We start from the raw sequence: 15,951 nt of genomic DNA, 5'->3' as shown, positions 1-15,951 counted from the left end.
CGAACGTCCGCGGTCCGCACCCGCGTTTGCGTCTTTCGGTCACGGGTAGCCGGACGCGGCACCCCGGGCGCAACCGGGGTGCCGTCAGGCAGGAGGCTGAACATGACCCCATCCGGAGACGCGGTCACCGGGACCATCACCACGAAGGTTCCGGCGCGGCTCGACCGGCTCCCGTGGTCGCGCTGGCACTGGATGATCGTGATCGGCCTGGGAACCGTATGGATCCTCGACGGCCTGGAAGTGACCGTCGTCGGCAACATCGCGAGCCGCCTCTCGGAGGACGGCAGCGGCCTGCCGATCTCCGACGCGCAAGTCACCGGCCTGGCGGCCGCGTTGTACGTCGCGGGGTCGTGCGCCGGCGCTCTCTTCTTCGGCTGGCTCACCGACCGGTACGGACGCAAGAAGCTCTTCCTCATCACCCTCGCGGTGTATCTGGCGGCGACCGCCGCGACCGCCGTGTCGTTCTCGGTCTGGTGGTTCTTCCTCTTCCGCTTCCTCACCGGCTTCGGTATCGGCGGGGAGTACGCCGCGATCAACTCCGCCATCGACGAACTGATCCCCAGCAAGTACCGGGGCCGCGTCGACCTCATCATCAACGGCAGCTACTGGCTGGGCGCGATGGGTGGCGCGCTGCTCTCCGTGCTCGCCCTGAACACGGACATCTTCCCGAAGGACCTGGGATGGCGGCTCACCTTCGCCCTCGGAGTGGTCCTGGGCCTGGTGATCCTCCTCGTACGGCGCCACGTGCCGGAGAGCCCCCGGTGGATGTTCATCCATGGCCGGTCCGACGAGGCGAACGAACTGGTCGACGGGGTGGAGAAGGAGATCGAGACGGAGATCGGCCGCGCGCTGCCCGAGCCGGCGGGCGCCCTCACCATCGAGCAGCGGCGATCGATCGGCTTCATCGAGATCGGCAGGACGCTTTTCCGCGAGTACCCCAAGCGCGCCGTGCTGGGCTTCTCGCTCTTCATCGGCCAGGCGTTCCTGTACAACGCGATCACCTTCGGTTTCGGCTCGATCCTGGTGAAGTTCTTCGACGTCTCCAGCGGCTCGACCGGGTACTTCTTCGCCGCCATCGCCTTCGGCAACTTCCTCGGCCCGCTGCTCCTCGGCCGGCTGTTCGACACCGTCGGCCGCAAGCCGATGATCGCGGGCACCTACGTCGTGTCCGGGCTTCTGCTGTTCGTCACCGCCTGGCTGTTCGGCAACGGCTGGCTCAACGCCACCACCATGACGATCTGTTGGGGCGTGGTCCTCTTCTTCGCCTCGGCCGGCGCCAGTTCCGCGTATCTCACCGTCAGCGAGATCTTCCCGATGGAGACCCGTGCCATGGCGATCGCCTTCTTCTACGCGATCGGTACGGCGGCCGGCGGCATCTCCGGCCCGCTGCTGTTCGCCGAACTCACCGACAGCGGAGTGGTGAGCGACGCGGTGATCGCGTTCTGCGTCGGCGCGACGCTGATGGTGCTCGCGGGGATCGTGGCCTGGTTCTTCGCCGTCGCGGCCGAGGGCAAATCCCTGGAGGACATCGCCGCGCCGCTCTCGGCTCGACAGGGGGAGCAGGACCCGCAGACTCCGGGGCAGGCGAAGGACGAGGCAGTCTCCGGGACCTCCCCGAACACACCGGCGCGCTGACACCGAACACACCGGCGCGCTGACACCGAACGCGCCGACCGGGTTCACCACCCGGTGATCACTTCGACGCCCTGCCCCGCTGCCCCCGGGTCCGGTCCCACCCGGGGGCAGCGGGGCGCCGGGATCCCGGTCAGCCGAGGCCGACGGGCGGGACGTGGCCGATGGGCTGGACGTGACCCTCGGGCGGCTCGTGGACGGGCCAGCCAGGATCCCCGGTCTCGGCGAACCGTATCCATGATCGGTGTATATGTGACGCGAGCGCGGCGGGCGGCTCGGCGATGCCGAGGAGCCCGCGCGGGCCGCGCAGCGACGGCAGGGACAGGTGGTCGAAGACGAACGGCAGCTCCATGACATGACTGGCGCCCAGCCGCCCGCCGACCGCGTCGGAGCGCCAGCCGAACTCGTAGTGGTACGTCCGCCCGGCCGCTGCCCGCGCGTGGGCGGCGGCCATCCGCCGGGTGCCGGCTCCGAACAGCCCATCGCCGAGGATGCGGGTACGGAGCTCGGCGGTGGAGGCGGACGGGTGCCGCGCCCGGTAGGCGCGGACCGCTTCGCCGGGATCGGCGTGGAACTTCGCCGCGGTGTCGCGGACGTCGTCGTCGGTGGTGCCCGCGAGGAGTCCCAGCGGGGCCAGGTACAGGGAGCCCTCGTCCAGATTGCCGCCGATCAGCAGGTCGGCCTCGCATCCCCGGCCGGCGGCGACCGCGCGGGCCGGCTGCTCCTCGCCGACCAGGCTGAAGGGGGTGATGCCGCCGAGCGGGTCGTGGTGGGTGGACGTACGCAGGTCCAACCCGGTGAGCGCGGCCGTGGCGGCGACAAGACGATCGTCGGGGACGTCGGCCAGAGATCCGGCGGTGGGTACGAGGCCCAGCTCGCGTCCGACAGCGGCGGTGACGATGCCCGCCTGGTCGGGGGTGAAGGCGCCGGTGCCGGTGCCGCTCTGGATGATCGCGCGACGGAGGAGGCCGGACGAGGCCGGGTCGGCGAGGACGCCGCCGACGATGATGGCTCCGGCGGACTGGCCGAAGAGGGTGACGTTGTCGCGGTCGCCGCCGAAGCGGGCGGCGTTCTCCCGTATCCACCGCAGGGCGGCCAGGACGTCGAGCAGGCCGCGGTTGTCCGGGGCGTCGGGCAGATGCAGGAAACCGGGGATGCCCAGCCGGTAGTTGACGGTGATCAGCACCACACCGTCCCGGGCGAAAGCCGTTCCGTCGTAGAGCGGCGCGCGGCCCGAGCCGGCGACAAATCCTCCGCCGTGTACGAACACCATGACCGGGCGGGCCGGGCCGGCCGGCTCCGGGGCCCAGATGTTCGCGGTGAGATAGTCGTCGCCGCGCTGCCAGCCGGGGCCGAAGTAGGGCGACATGTCGAGGGTGCCGAAGGAGTCCCGGACGGGCTGGGGCGCGGTCGGCCCCGGCCGTGTCGCGTCACGGACCTCGGTCCACCCCGGGTGAGGGCCCGGCGGGGCGAAACGCCCGTGCGCGACGGGTGGGGCGGCGTACGGCACATCGAGAAAGGCCGAGCCGTGTTCGCCGCGGCGGCCGCGGATCGGGCCGGAGGTGGTGGTGACCGTGACAGAACCGGCGGGGGCCATCCCGCTTCTCCTCGCTGTTGGTGTGCTCGGGGCTGGTGTGCTCCGGTGGGGGCCGCCGCTCCGGGTCGTCCGGAGCGGCGGTGGGGTGGAAGCAGGGTCAGTACCGGGTGAACGGCGCCCACTTCTTGATCGCGAAGCCGCTGTCCGTCCTCTCGACCTCCAGGGCGCTGTGACCGCTGAAGTGGGCGGGCAGGACAAGGGCGTTGACGTCGGCGGCCCAGCCGAGCAGCCTGCGGCGGGTCGTACGGGCCCGCGCCGGGTCCTCGCAGAAGCAGCTGTTGTGGTCCGGGTGTGCGATCTGGAGCGGAGTGTGCAGCAAGTCACCCGCCAGCAGGGCCCGTTCGTCGCCGGATATCAGCTTGAGAACACTGGATCCCGGAGTGTGGCCGGGGGCGGCTTCCAGGCGCAGATGTTCGTCGATGGTGTGGCTTCCCTCCCACAGGCGGACCTGGCCCGCGGCGTGCACGGGGGCGACGCTGTCCTCGAAGACGTTCTCGTTGACCCCGCCGGCGACGGCCGGGTTGTCCGCCGGGTTCCAGAACTCGAAGTCCACTTTGGGCATCAGATAGGTGGCGTTCGCGAACGTCGGCACCCAAGCGCCGTCGACCAGCCGGGTGTTCCAGCCGACGTGGTCGACGTGCAGGTGGGTGTTGACCACCAGGTCGACGTCCTCGGGCCGTACCCCGGCACGCTCCAGGTTGCCCAGGTAGTCCAGCTCGAGGTGGTCCCACGCGCCGACGGCGGGCCGGGACTTGTTGTTGCCGACGCCGGTGTCGACGAGGATGGTCCTGCCGCCGCTGCGGAGCAGCCAGGTCTGCATGGCCACGTGGACCATGGTGTCGTCGGCGCCCAGGTGGTCGGGCACCAGGGACTCGCGGTGGTCCTTCCAGGCCTGCTCGGGCAGGTCGGGGAAGAACTGGTCCGCGGGCATGATCGGACCGTGCGTCTCCTCGATGCGGGTGAGGGTGACACCGCCGAGGGTGAGGTCGTTCGTGCTCTGCAAGGCGTTCTCCTGAGGTGTGGTTCCGCTCGGGGCGTGGTGTCAGTCGTTCAGGTGGGCGAGAACGAGGTTGGGGTCCTCGCCCGTGACATACGCGGCACTGCCGACATGGACGGTGTCGCCGCGCAGCGCGACGGAGGTGGGGTTCTGGAGACCGTCGGCGGCGGTCAGGACGATGGAGTGGGTGCCGTCGGGCTGGACGAGCGCGACCTCGCTGGAGCCGTTGAGGGCGGCCAGGATCCGGTCGCCGTGGCCGGTGAAGGCGAAGTCGTCGATCCCGGCGAGGCCGGTGGCCCGGGTCCGGACCGCGCCGGCGCGCCCGTCCCGCAGGACGGGGATACGGAGGACCGTGCCCTGGTCGAGGTTGGTGACCCACACCGCCCCGTCGTGGATCTTCAGGCCGTTGGCGCCGAGGAATCCGGTGGAGGCCAGCTCGGGGGCCGTGGACCACGCGGTGGGAGTCCCGCCGGTGACCGGCACGCTCCAGACGGTGCCGAGGACCGAGTCGGTGGCGTAGAGGGTCCCGGTCCTCCGGTCCAGGTCCAGGCCGTTGGGCAGACCGGCCGCGGGCAGCGCGGCGATGCGCTTCGGGGTGCCGCCGGGACGCAGGCGCCACACGCCGGTCAGGTCGGCGGTGCCGGTGGCGTACAAGAAGTACAGGGTGCCGTCCTCCGCGCGGACGACGCCGGTGGTCAGGGGGAAGCCCAGGACCGGGGTGTGGACGCCGCCGTCGGCGGGCGCGGGCAGGGTGGCCAGGACGCGGACGGTTCCCTTGGGGGAGACGCGGGCGAGCTGGCGGGCGCCGGCGAAGGTGACGTACGCACTGCCGTCGGAGGCCAGGGCGATGTTCTCCGGCATCTGGCCCTTGGCCAGGTCGAAGTGGGCGGCGATACGGGCGTCGCTCAGCGGTGCGGAGACGGCCGACGCCGGTACGGCACCGGTCGCGGCGATCACGGCCGCGGACAGGACTGCGGCGGTGGTGGCGGTCGTGGACAGCTTCTTGAACATGATGCCTTCACTGTTTTCGGGCATGCGGCGGCGGTACGCCGACGCACAGGGATGGGGTGATGGCCTGGGCCCGGAGGACCAGGCGCCAGGAAGTTACGCCGGGCGGAGGCTGGCGGGCGGCCGCGCCCGGCCGGACGCACGATCGCGGAGGTCGACCGGCGCCCGGCCCGGGCCCGGTGGGTGGTGTGGAGGGTCAGCCCGCCTCGGCCCGGGCTCCCGGTGGTGCCGGGTCTCCCTGGGCGACGGGCCGGACGAGGGCCTGGGCGAGCAGGGCCAGCGTGGTGCGCGAGGGCGATTCGGCCTCCGTGGTGGCGACCACGATGTTCTGGCCCGGCCCCTGGCTCAGGGTCTGCTGAGTGACGGTCAGCGGGCCGACCAGCGGATGACGCATTTCGTACGTGTCGACGGCGCAGGGTTTGACGCGGTGGTCGGCCCACATCGAGGCGAAGTCCGTGCTCTTCGCGCTCAGTTCGCCCACCAGCTCGTGCAGGGAGGCGTCGTCCGGGTACCGGCCCGCCACCAGGCGCAGGTTCCCCACCACGGCCCTTGCCTTGCCCGGCCAGTGCGCGTACAGGTCACGGGTGTGCGCGTCGAGGAACACCAGCCTGGCCATGTTGGGGCGCTCCGCCGGCCGGTCCGGGGCGCCCGGGTCCAGGTGCCCGGCGAACAGCGCGTGCCCCAGACGGTTCCATGCCAGGACGTCGCTGCGTCGGCCGATCACGATGGCCGGGACGTCCGCCAGTGCCTCCAGCAACTGACCGGTCGCCGCCGTCACCCGCTCCGGCGCCGGCCGCCGGCCCCGGCCGGGCCCGTTGGCCGAGCGGGCCAGGTTGTGCAGGTGCAGGCGCTCGGCCTCCTCCAGCCGTAGTGCCCGGGCGATCGCGTCCAGCACCTGTGGCGACGCGTTCAGCGACTGCCCCTGTTCCAGCCGGGTGTAGTACGAGACGCTCACCCCCGCCAGCAGCGCCAGCTCCTCGCGCCGGAGGCCAGGCACCCGTCGGCGTTCTCCGTAGGTGGGTACCCCGAGATCCTCGGGACGCAGCTGGGAGCGCCGCGTCTGCAAGAAGTCTCCGAGCTGCACTTTTCCGCTCATGGGTCCGAGTATGGGCCGAGCCGGAAGGCACAGCCTGCCCCTGGCGTGGATAGGCACCGGCGGGAGTGGCTGCTCGACGGCACCAGTGATGACGTGGCTGTACGCCGACGAGGCACCGCCCCCCCACACACACAGGAGGCCCCCCGTGACCATCACCAACGAACACGACCTTTCCAAGCCCCTGGACGCATCGGACTTCGCTTTCACCCGACGCGTATGGGTCGACGCCCCACCGCCCCGGGTGTACGACCTGGTCAGCGACGTGTCCGCGATCGGCCGCTGGAGCCCCAACGCGACAGAGGTCACCTTCGACGAGGGAGCCGGCCCCCGGGCCGGCGCCTGGTTCAGCGGCCGCAACCACAAGGACGGCAGGCAGTGGACCACCCGCTCCCAGATCGTACGAGCCGACCCCGGCGCCGCCTTCACCTTCGTGGTCGGCGGCGCCGAGGACGGGATCGTGCGCTGGAGTTGGACCCTCCGCCCCCAGGGACGCGGAACGGTCGTGGAGCAGTCCTGGCAACTCCTGCGCCTCGACCCGGTCCTGGGCACCACCCGAGGCGACCTGGAAGCGCTGCGCGACTACATGACGAACAGCGCGGAGACCACCCTGATCGCCCTGGCCCAATGGATCGCCGAACAATGAACACACGCATCGAGCGCCCTCACCCGCCGCCCATCCGGGCAGCCCCCGCGGTGCCGTACGGAGGCGCAGGGATCACCGGCGTGCCGACGGGCCCATGCGATCATGGCGGCCGGTGGTTCTGGGAGCCACCGAACAGCCGCACTTGGGGGGGGAATGGGCATGGGGTACAACGAAAGACCGGAAGCGCGCCGGGAGCGCACGCGTGCCGAGCGGCTGACGGAGGGACTGACCGTCGCCGTGGCGTCGGTCCTCTCCTTCGTCCTGCTGGTCGGCCCGGCCTACATCTTCGTGGCGATCGCCTGGCAGTCGGTCACCGAGACCGGCACCACCACGTTCAGCCGGTTCGTGGCACCGGTGATCTGCGTCGCCCTCGTGGCGTCGCCGCCGGTCCTCGCCCGCGTGGTCTTCCTCTCGGGTCGACGCAAGGGCAAAGAGCGGCTGACTGCGGCTGTCCCGGCGACACTGACGCTGCTCGGCCTGTCCGTTGTGCCGTTCGCGGCACTGTGCCTGATCGTCGTGTACGGGGACTGACTCCCGGAGTGTGGTGTTGGTGGCGGTCCGTGAGGCGTACTCACCCACCACCGGCTTCCCGGGGCCGGAATGGACTGCTCCCCGCCGCGTGAGCCGCATGGGAGGGCTGGGACTGGGGTTATGGGGCGGGCCGACGTGGGTCGAGGCGGACGATGATGCCCTTCGAGGTGGGTGTGTTGCTGATCTCCGCCACGCTGTCGAGGGGGACCAGGACGTTGGTCTCGGGGTAGTAGGCGGCGGCGCAGCCGGGGGTGGTGGGGTAGGCGACCAGGCGGAAATCCTCGGCGCGGCGTTCGACGCCGTCGTGCCACTGGCCCACCAGGTCGACGCGGTCGCCGTCGGACAGGCCGAGCGCGTCCAGGTCGGCCGGGTTGACCATGACGACGCGGCGCGAGCCGTGGATGCCCCGGTAGCGGTCGTTCGAGGTGTACGGGACAGTGTTCCACTGGTCGTGCGAGCGGAGCGACTGGAGGATGAGGTGCCCCTCGGGGGCGTGCAGCGAGGCGAACGCGTTGCGGCTGAACCGGGCCTTGCCGTCCTCGGTGGCAAACACCCCTTCGTTCACCGGGTTCGGCAGCAGGAACCCGCCGGGTTTCGCCGCCCGGGCGTTGTAGTTCTGGAACCCCGGTACCACCCGGGCGATCCGGTCGCGGATGGAACCGTAGTCCGCCTCGAACTGTTCCCAGGGCACGGCCACCCGGTCACCCAGCGTCCTGCGGGCCAGCCTGCTGAGGATCGCCACCTCGCTGAGCAGGAGCTTGGAGGCGGGTTCGATGTGCCCGCGGGAGGCATGCACCTCGCTCATCGAGTCCTCGACGGTGATGAACTGCTCGCCGCCCGCCTGTACGTCCCGCTCGCTGCGGCCGAGCGTGGGCAGGATCAGCGCGGTGTCGCCGCAGACCGTGTGCGAGCGGTTCAGCTTGGTGGAGATGTGCACCGTGAGCCGGCAGAGCCGCATCGCCTCCTCGGTGACCCGGCTGTCGGGCGTGGCCCGGACGAAGTTGCCCGCGAGGCCCATGAAGACCTTGATCCGGCCCTCGCGCATGGCCCTGATCGAGTCCACCGTGTCCAGGCCGTGCGCCTGCGGCGGGCTGAAGGAGAACTCCCGCTCCAGGGCGTCCATGAACGTGCGCGGCATCTTCTCCCAGATCCCCATGGTCCGGTCACCCTGCACGTTGCTGTGGCCCCGCACCGGGCACACTCCGGACCCGGGCTTGCCGATCATCCCCCGCAGCAGCAGGAGGTTGACCAGTTCGCGGATGGTCGGCACGCCGTGCTTGTGCTGGGTGAGCCCCATCGCCCAGCAGATCACGACCCGCTCACTGTCGAGCACCAGGTCCCGTACGTGCTCGATCTCCTCGCGGGTCAGCCCGGTGGCGGCCAGCACCTCCGGCCAGGACACGGTTTTGCGCAGGTGCTCGGCGCATTCGGCGAACCCGCTGGTGTGCGAGTCGATGAAGGCCCGGTCCAGGACGGTGCCGGGCGCGGCGTCCTCCGCCTCCAGCAGCAGCAGGTTCAGCGCCTGGAAGAGCGCGAGATCGCCACCGAGCCTGATCTGGAGGAAGTCGTCGGCGATCTGGGTGCCGCGTCCGATCACGCCCCGGGGCGTCTGCGGGTTCTTGAACCGCAGCAGACCGGCCTCGGGCATCGGGTTGACCGCGACGATGCGTCCTCCCCTGCGCTTGTTCTCCTCCAGAGCGGAGAGCATCCGCGGATGGTTGCTGCCCGGGTTCTGGCCCAGGATGAGGATCAGGTCGGCATGGTAGAGATCGGTGAGGCTGACGTTGCCCTTCCCGGTGCCCAGTGTCTCCTTCAGCGCGGCGCCGCTCGACTCGTGGCACATGTTGGAGCAGTCGGGGAGGTTGTTGGTGCCGAACGCCCGGGCGAAGAGCTGGAGTACGAAGGCAGATTCGTTGCCGGCCCGCCCCGAGGTGTAGAAGACCGCCTCGTCGGGTGAGTCCAGGCCCCGCAGTTCGCCCGCGATCAGTCCGAGCGCGTCGTGCCAGCTGATCGGCTCGTAGTGGTCGGATCCCGGCCGCTTCACCATGGGTTCGGTGAGCCGGCCCTGCTGGTTGAGCCATTGGTCGGAACTGCGCGCCAGTTCGCCGACCGGGTGGCGGCGGAAGAAGTCGGCGGTGATCCGGCGCGTGGTCGCCTCGTCGTTGACGTGCTTGGCGCCGTTCTCGCAGTACTCGTTCTTGTGCCGGCTGCCGGGCTCGGGGTCGGCCCACGCGCAGCCGGGGCAGTCGAAGCCCTTGGTCTGGTTGATGTCGAACAGCGTCCGCGTGGTGCGCGGGACGGAATTCTCGGCCAGGGAGTACGCGAGCGCGTGGGCCACCGCGGGCACACCCGCCGCCCACTCCTTGGGCGGGGTGATCTCCGCCCGGTCACCGGTCGGTTCGCCGGCCTGGTCGGCGGTCGGTGGTTTCTTCACCCGTGTCGGCCTCTCTGTGCTCCCCCGGTTGCCCGAACACCCCCGCCCCTACGCTCCCACGCCGCGCGCAAGTACCCGGCGTCAGCCACTCGGCCAGTCGGGTACCTCTGGGCGGTCCTGCCCGGAGTCCGGCCGTACCCGGCTGTCGGTGATCGCGCCGCGCCACTGCCCGGTCTCGCTGCCCTGCCCCTCAATGAACGCCTTGAAGTTCTTCAGGTCCCCCTGTACCCGCCGGCGTACGAAGCCCGAGGAGTCACCGGCCCGCTCAAGCAATCCGCGGGGCGCGAAGTCGATCCTCAGAGTCACCCGCGCGTGGGCGTCGTCCAGTGACTCGAAGGTCACCGTCCCCGAATGGCGCGGGCTGTCCAGACTGCGCCAGACCAGACGCTCGTCGGGGCGTTGCTCCAGGATCTCGGCGTCGAACTCGCGGGTCACCCCGCCGCACCGCGTCACCCAGTGGGTCAGGGTCGACTGCGGCCGGTCCACGCGTCGCACGCCGTCCATGAACCGGGGAAAGCTGTCGAACTGCGTCCACTGGTTGTACGCCGTACGGACCGGGACGCGGACGTCGATGGATGCCTCGATGGTGCTCATCTCGTGTCTGACCCGTTCTCTTCGCGGCCTGGGGACAGGCGGCAGCACGCGGATGCGGCGCAGCGGCCGACGTGACCAGCGTAAGGAGCTCCGGGCCATCGGGCCCGGCGAAGACCGCCGTCCTCCACCCACCCGGGCGTCAACGGGGCAATTACGGCGTGTCTGGACACCGATCCCGCGCACATGGGTTTACGTCGGTCTTACGTCACGACGGTCCGGCCATCTGTGGCAGGCCGGACACCCGAGTCTCACCATTCCGTGGATTCCCCGAACGAAGGCAGCGCCGTATGGGTTCCGACAAATTCGCCCTCGTATTTCCCCAGTCGTCCTTCGTGCCCGTGGTCCTCGGGTTTTTCGGCCTCGGCACGGGTTACCTGATCTACGGCCCGCAGGAGCTCTTCCGCACACCCGTGCGCGACAGCAGTGTGGACCGGGCCACCGGCGTGTGGGGCATCTTCATGCCCGGCCTGTGCCAGCTGCTCGCCGGGATCTACCTCTTCGTCGGGCTCACCTGGTTCCAGGTGTTCAGCGACAAGGCCCTCTTCATGGCCGCGCTCGCTTTCAGCGTCTACGGCATCCACTGGTTCGCGCTGGGCTGGAACCGCTACCAGCAGTCGGACACCCGGGCCAACGGCGGCATGTCGATCGCGTTCACCATCATCTCCGTCCTGGGCATGGTGGTCTTCTACCGGGTCGGGGCGTGGCCGGTCGGCCTGCTGTTCACCGGTCTCGCGTGCGTCTACGTCTTCGAGTTCTTCGCGAGTGTGCCGCTCGGCCGGCGCGGGACGGCGACCGCGAAGGGAAGGACGATGGTGTACGGCGAAAAGGGGCTCGGTTTCTTCCACATTGCCACCGGAATCTGGCTGATGTACCTGACCTTCTCCACGACACTGAACGTCGCCTCCGGATTCAAACTCCCCGGCGGCTGACCCGTGGGCGCCCATCACCCGGTCGACGCCGGCCGCGCGGACACGCCCTGGGGCGTGTCCGCGAAGTGGCGTCTGGCCCGCGACGCCTGGCACGCGCGCTCGCCGCGTTGTCGGACCGAGCGAGTACATCCAGTACACGCTCGGTCCTCCGCCTTGCGATCGCACGCACCAGACGCCGCGAGCCACGCCCTTCGGGCGAACGACGCCACTTCGCGGACACGCCCTAGAGGCGCAGGAGTGCCGTTACGGCGACCGCGGCCACCAGGGCCACGAGGAGCGGGGCCCTGCGCCACAGGAGCAGCGGTACGACCGCGAGTCCGGCGATCACGGTGAGGTCCAGGGCGCTCCAGCGAGGGCCCAGTACGTCCACGACGATGAAGCCGGCGAGCAGGGCGGGGGCTGCGAGGGCGATCACCGACTGTGCGCGTGGGGGCAGTGTGCGCCCGCCGAAGAGGGCAGGGCCGAAGGCTTTGCAGGTGAAGCTGAGGACGGCGACGGCGCCGATGGTGAGCCAGAGAGTCATGGTGTGACCTCTTCGTCGGAGAGGGCGGGTTCCGCTGCCTGTTCAGCCATTTCGGGCCGGCCGGCTGCTTCCGCCGCTTCGGCGCCGTTCCTTCTTCCGGCCTCTTCGGGCCGGACGCGCGGCGGGGCGGGTGCCCTGAAGAGCGCGACGAGTGCCGCGAGCGCCGCGCCCACCAGGGCCGGTCCGGCGGGCAGGAAGACGATGAGACCGGCCGCGAGTACGGCGCCGAGCAGGGCCGGCAGCCGGTTGATCCGTTCCCGGCGGACTTCGTCGAAGAGCAGCGCGACGAAGAGGGCCGGGGTGAGGACGTCCAGCCCGAGCCGGTGCAGGAGATCGGGGTCGGGGGACACCACGACGCCCAGGGCGGTGCCCGCGACCCAGGCGGGCCACTGGATCGCGGTGGCGCCGAAAAGCAGGTACCGGTCGAACCGCCCGCCCCCGAGATGGGCGGCGGCCCATGATCCGTCGACCACCGCCTGGCCTTCGAGCGCGCGGCGGAACCGGCCGCCGCGCAGATCGCCGGCGACGGCGATGCCCATGGGGATGAAACGGCTGTTGATCAGCGCCGCGGACGTCACGGCGCCGGCGAGCCCGCCGCCGGACCCCAGGGTCGCCAGCAGGGCGAACTGGGCGGACCCCGAGAACACGATCATCGAGCAGATCACCGGTGCGAGATGTCCCCAGCCCTGTGAGGCGCTGATCGCGCCGAAACTGACGGCGAGGAGGAAGGAAGCGGTCGCCAGCCCGGACCCGGTCTTGAGCCCGGAGAGGAAGCTCGCACGCGGTGAGACGGCGCCCTTCGCTGATCGGAGACTGTCCATGGCTCAAGCCTAACAGTCAAAATGGCCTATGGCTGTTAGATGAGGAGTAAGGTGAAGGAGTGATGAGCAAGCAACCGGCCCTTAGCACTCCCGCCGCCTCAGGAAGCCCTCACGACTCCGGCGCGTCATTCGTGGGCGGCCACCCGGTACTCGACTTCGTCAACACCGTTGCCTGGCGTCTGGACCCCGCCCGTACCGCCGACCGTGTCCAGGGCGCGGAGGCGTGGGCGCGCTGGGCCGTCGCCACCGGGCTGCTCGCCGCCGACCGCGCGGAGGCGCTGCTCCGTACGGAGATGACGGACTCCGCGCGCATGGAGGCCGCGATCGCGGCGCTCATGGACTTGCGCGCCATCCTCTGGCCGGTGCTGGACGCCCTCGTCGACGAAGAGGAGCCTCCTGCCCGGGAGTGGGAGGCACTGCGCCGGGTCCTGCTGCTGGCCCGCGAGAGGACCACACTGCCCCCTGCCTTTCCTCTGCGGTGGCAGTCCGGCACGGACCGTTTCGACGACCTCCGCCACGCGCTGGCGCTGCGGACGGAGGATCTGCTGAGCGGGGACGCCCTGGGACGGGTCCGGCGCTGTGAGGGCCCCGGATGCGGCTGGTTCTTCCTGGACCGCTCCCGGAGCGGGACCCGGCGCTGGTGCAGCTCCCAGGACTGCGGCAACCGGGACCGCGCCAAGCGCCACTACTCCCGCACCCGCCAGGGCGGATGACCCCGCGGCGGGCGAGGATCGGGGCGGCCGGTCCGAGGGTTCACCAGAGGACGTGGAGTCGTTCGGGGACTCGTTTGATGTTGCCGGTGCGCCACACGAGTTGGTCGGCGGGCAGGGCCAGCCGCAGCGCGGGCAGGCGGTCCAGGAGTGCGGTGAGTGCTTCCGCGGCGTGGACGCGGGAGATGAGCGAGGCGGGACAGAAGTGGGGGCCGGCGCCGAAGGACAGGTGCGGGTTGGGCGAGCGGTCGATGTCGAACCGCTCGGGATCGTCGAACTGCGCGGGGTCAAAGTTGGCTCCCTCGACACAGACGAGAACCAGTTCCCCGGCCCGGACGGAGACGTCACCGACCTGTACGTCGGCGAGGGCGATCCGGGGCAGCCCGTCACCGATGGAGAGCGTGCTGCGCATCAGCTCCTCCACGGCTTGTGGCATCAGCTCGGGCCGCTTCCGGAGGCGTTGCATCGTCTCGGGGTGCTGGACAAGGGTGAGGACGGCGTGGAGCAGGAACACGTAGGTGCTCATGGCGCCGGCCCCGAACAGAGAGGTGACCACCGCCGCGAGCATTTCGTCGGTCAGGGCGCCGCCGTCGCGGGTCGGGTCGTCCCTCAGGTCGCACAGCCGAAGGATGAGTCCGCGCTGGGTGTCCCGGTCTGCGCGCACCTGGCGCAGGACGTACGCGTAGTCCTTGTCCCAGTTGGCGGTGCATCCGTCGAACACGGCCGGGCTGGTGACGAAGCCGAGGCCCAGACCCGCCATGAGGCGCCGTCCGTCTTCGTGCGGCAGGCCGAGCACTTCACAGACCATCGCCGCGGAGTACGGCTCGGCGAACCGTGTCCGCAGATCGACCGGCGGTCCTTCCTCGACCATGCTGTCGATCAGTTCGTACGCCCGCGCGCGCATCCACTCGGCACTCGCCGGGCCGGACCGGGGGCCGAAGGCCCTGAGCACCTCCTGGTGGAGTCCCGCACTGTTGACGTTGCCCATGGTGTTGACGACTTCCGGCGGGATCGTCAGGGCGTACTGGCGCGGCACGTTGTCGGCGGCCGTCGCGCGCAGGCTGAAGTGTTCGCCGTCATCGAGAACTTGCTTGGCGAGCGCGTAGCTGGTGACCAGCCACGCGTCGTCCCCGGTGAGCGTGCGTACCCGGGCGATCGGGCTCTGCTCACGCAGCAGCGCGCACTCGGCCGGGACAACATCGCCCCGCCGCGACAACGGCCATTCCACCGGGGCGTACGGAACAACGGGGCAGGCTTCGGGTGAGGGGACAGTGGGTGACGACATGGGGCTGCTCTCTTCCGGGGATGTCTTCTCGAGAGGGTCCAACCAGTTGATCGGACGCACAGTCAGTCCTGGCAGGCGACGACGGCGTAGCCCTGGTTGTCGGCGGGTCTCAGACCCACCTCGCGGTCGCTGAACAGAAGGCGTCCCAGGGCCATTACGGAGTGGTAGCAGTGGACGGACGACGCGACGCCCAGAATGTGCGGGCTGTCCACGAAGAACGGCAGCTCAGCTTCGACGTAGTCCTGCGCCACGCGCACCTGCATGGCAGTGGGAAACCCACCCGGGCCCAGCTTTTTCGAGAGGAAGTGGTACGCCATCTCGTCCCGGACAGCTCTCAATTCCACGTCGGTGCGCAGCGCGGCCCGCGCTCGCGCGTGCACCTCCTGATACGCGGAGTCCTCCAGGAAGTCGGACAACGGCCTGGCCCGTACCTTCTTCGCGGCCGAACCGGCATCCTCCAGCGCACCCTCGATCCGGCGCCGGACTCCCCGTAACTGCTTGGCCGCGCTCCTGCGCGCATCCGCTCGCTCGTAACCGAACGCCTCACACATCCGGTCCAGATAGAGATCGGCATGGATCACGTCGACCAAGTCGAAGCGCGCTGTCGCCCAGGAGATCGCACCCGCCAGCCGTTGGCGGCTGAAGTAGCTGTTGCCCGTGCTGACTCCGAAGAGGGCGTGGTGCCCTCGGCGGAGGATGGCGTCGCTTCGCTCGCCGAACGGCACTGCCTCGACGGCGTGTTCTGTCAGGGATGGCTGCTCGTTCGGAGACACGAGGCACCTCACTCAAAGCAATGAGGCGTTACAATGAGTGATATTCCAAGATTGGAGGCAAGTATGCGGCACCTCCCCCGAACGAGTGAAACCCCGTCAGGCCTGAATACGAAGCCCGACGATGAGCCGGCGCGGCCCCGGCCGTGACGGACTGAAGGCGACGCGACGCCCGCGTAGGCCAGGCCGAATGTGGTTGGTGTCGTTTCCGGGTTGGGGGGATCGGCCGCCCCATCCCCCTGCCCCCTGCCCCCCGGGGGCCGGGGGGTGGGGGTGTGTTGGTTTAGTGGTTTGGGTTGTTGTTGTTGGGGGGTGGGGGGTAGTGGCCTTGGTTGATGAAGAATTGGATGTAGGTGGTGAGGAGTTGGGGGGTGATGGGGG

15 protein-coding genes are annotated in these 15,951 nt (G+C 70.1%); 5 read left to right on the top strand and 10 right to left on the bottom strand.

From position 1 onward, the window contains the following. Nucleotides 1-102 precede the first annotated feature (102 nt). On the top strand, nt 103-1,635 hold the full coding sequence (locus ACIO1C_RS32625) for an MFS transporter (protein WP_401870496.1): 1,533 nt from the start codon (nt 103-105) through the stop codon (nt 1,633-1,635). Between the two features lie 130 nt (nt 1,636-1,765). Here the strand turns inward: ACIO1C_RS32625 and ACIO1C_RS32620 are convergent, their stop codons facing one another. The 4 genes from ACIO1C_RS32620 to ACIO1C_RS32605 all read right to left on the bottom strand — a co-directional run bounded on the left by ACIO1C_RS32620 (nt 1,766) and on the right by ACIO1C_RS32605 (nt 6,330). Continuing rightward, entirely contained in the window at nt 1,766-3,229 is a 1,464-nt protein-coding gene (locus tag ACIO1C_RS32620) for a carboxylesterase/lipase family protein (protein WP_401870493.1), read from the bottom strand. Between the two features lie 97 nt (nt 3,230-3,326). After that, on the bottom strand, nt 3,327-4,232 hold the full coding sequence (locus tag ACIO1C_RS32615; protein WP_401870491.1) for an MBL fold metallo-hydrolase: 906 nt from the start codon (nt 4,230-4,232) through the stop codon (nt 3,327-3,329). A gap of 39 nt (nt 4,233-4,271) precedes the next feature. Next, entirely contained in the window at nt 4,272-5,237 is a 966-nt protein-coding gene (locus tag ACIO1C_RS32610; RefSeq protein ID WP_401870727.1) for an SMP-30/gluconolactonase/LRE family protein, read from the bottom strand. Between the two features lie 193 nt (nt 5,238-5,430). Further along, the gene (locus ACIO1C_RS32605) at nt 5,431-6,330 is read right to left on the bottom strand and encodes a helix-turn-helix domain-containing protein (protein WP_401870489.1); all 900 of its coding nucleotides are present in this window, start codon (nt 6,328-6,330) and stop codon (nt 5,431-5,433) included. Between the two features lie 145 nt (nt 6,331-6,475). Here ACIO1C_RS32605 and ACIO1C_RS32600 point away from each other — a divergent pair, with 145 nt between their 5' ends. Further along, nucleotides 6,476-6,973 carry an SRPBCC family protein gene (locus tag ACIO1C_RS32600; RefSeq protein ID WP_401870486.1) on the top strand — a complete coding sequence of 166 codons (498 nt, stop codon included), beginning with the start codon at nt 6,476-6,478 and terminating at the stop codon, nt 6,971-6,973. A 159-nt stretch (nt 6,974-7,132) separates the two neighbouring features. After that, entirely contained in the window at nt 7,133-7,504 is a 372-nt protein-coding gene (locus tag ACIO1C_RS32595; protein ID WP_401870484.1) for a hypothetical protein, read from the top strand. A gap of 118 nt (nt 7,505-7,622) precedes the next feature. Here ACIO1C_RS32595 and ACIO1C_RS32590 read toward each other — a convergent pair whose 3' ends face one another. Next, complete coding sequence (locus ACIO1C_RS32590) at nt 7,623-9,938, bottom strand: FdhF/YdeP family oxidoreductase (protein WP_401870482.1); 2,316 nt, start codon at nt 9,936-9,938, stop codon at nt 7,623-7,625. A gap of 81 nt (nt 9,939-10,019) precedes the next feature. Further along, nucleotides 10,020-10,532 carry an SRPBCC family protein gene (locus ACIO1C_RS32585; protein WP_401870480.1) on the bottom strand — a complete coding sequence of 171 codons (513 nt, stop codon included), beginning with the start codon at nt 10,530-10,532 and terminating at the stop codon, nt 10,020-10,022. Nucleotides 10,533-10,819: 287 nt separating this feature from the next. On the opposite strand from ACIO1C_RS32585, the gene ACIO1C_RS32580 reads away from it, so the two are divergent. Further along, on the top strand, nt 10,820-11,461 hold the full coding sequence (locus tag ACIO1C_RS32580; protein ID WP_401870477.1) for a hypothetical protein: 642 nt from the start codon (nt 10,820-10,822) through the stop codon (nt 11,459-11,461). Between the two features lie 223 nt (nt 11,462-11,684). Here the strand turns inward: ACIO1C_RS32580 and ACIO1C_RS32575 are convergent, their stop codons facing one another. Both ACIO1C_RS32575 and ACIO1C_RS32570 read right to left on the bottom strand, forming a co-directional pair. Continuing rightward, nucleotides 11,685-11,984 (bottom strand): AzlD domain-containing protein, encoded by a 300-nt coding sequence (locus ACIO1C_RS32575; protein WP_401870474.1) that lies wholly within the window; start codon nt 11,982-11,984, stop codon nt 11,685-11,687. Further along, complete coding sequence (locus ACIO1C_RS32570) at nt 11,981-12,805, bottom strand: AzlC family ABC transporter permease (RefSeq protein ID WP_401870472.1); 825 nt, start codon at nt 12,803-12,805, stop codon at nt 11,981-11,983. Before ACIO1C_RS32570 ends, ACIO1C_RS32575 begins: the two co-directional genes overlap by 4 nt. Nucleotides 12,806-12,936: 131 nt before the next feature. On the opposite strand from ACIO1C_RS32570, the gene ACIO1C_RS32565 reads away from it, so the two are divergent. Beyond that, nucleotides 12,937-13,518: a CGNR zinc finger domain-containing protein gene (locus tag ACIO1C_RS32565; protein ID WP_401870470.1), complete on the top strand. Its 582-nt coding sequence runs from the start codon at nt 12,937-12,939 to the stop codon at nt 13,516-13,518. Between the two features lie 40 nt (nt 13,519-13,558). Here ACIO1C_RS32565 and ACIO1C_RS32560 read toward each other — a convergent pair whose 3' ends face one another. Together ACIO1C_RS32560 and ACIO1C_RS32555 are read right to left on the bottom strand one after the other, a co-directional pair. Next, nucleotides 13,559-14,800 carry a cytochrome P450 gene (locus tag ACIO1C_RS32560; protein ID WP_401870468.1) on the bottom strand — a complete coding sequence of 414 codons (1,242 nt, stop codon included), beginning with the start codon at nt 14,798-14,800 and terminating at the stop codon, nt 13,559-13,561. 62 nt (nt 14,801-14,862) lie between these two features. Continuing rightward, complete coding sequence (locus tag ACIO1C_RS32555; protein WP_401870465.1) at nt 14,863-15,573, bottom strand: tRNA-dependent cyclodipeptide synthase; 711 nt, start codon at nt 15,571-15,573, stop codon at nt 14,863-14,865. Nucleotides 15,574-15,951 lie beyond the last annotated feature (378 nt).

It is taken from the genome of Streptomyces sp. NPDC087420 (genome assembly GCF_044744165.1).
In the GTDB taxonomy this organism is placed as follows: Bacteria; Actinomycetota; Actinomycetes; order Streptomycetales; family Streptomycetaceae; genus Streptomyces.
This window is presented reverse-complemented; position numbering and strand designations above follow the sequence as displayed.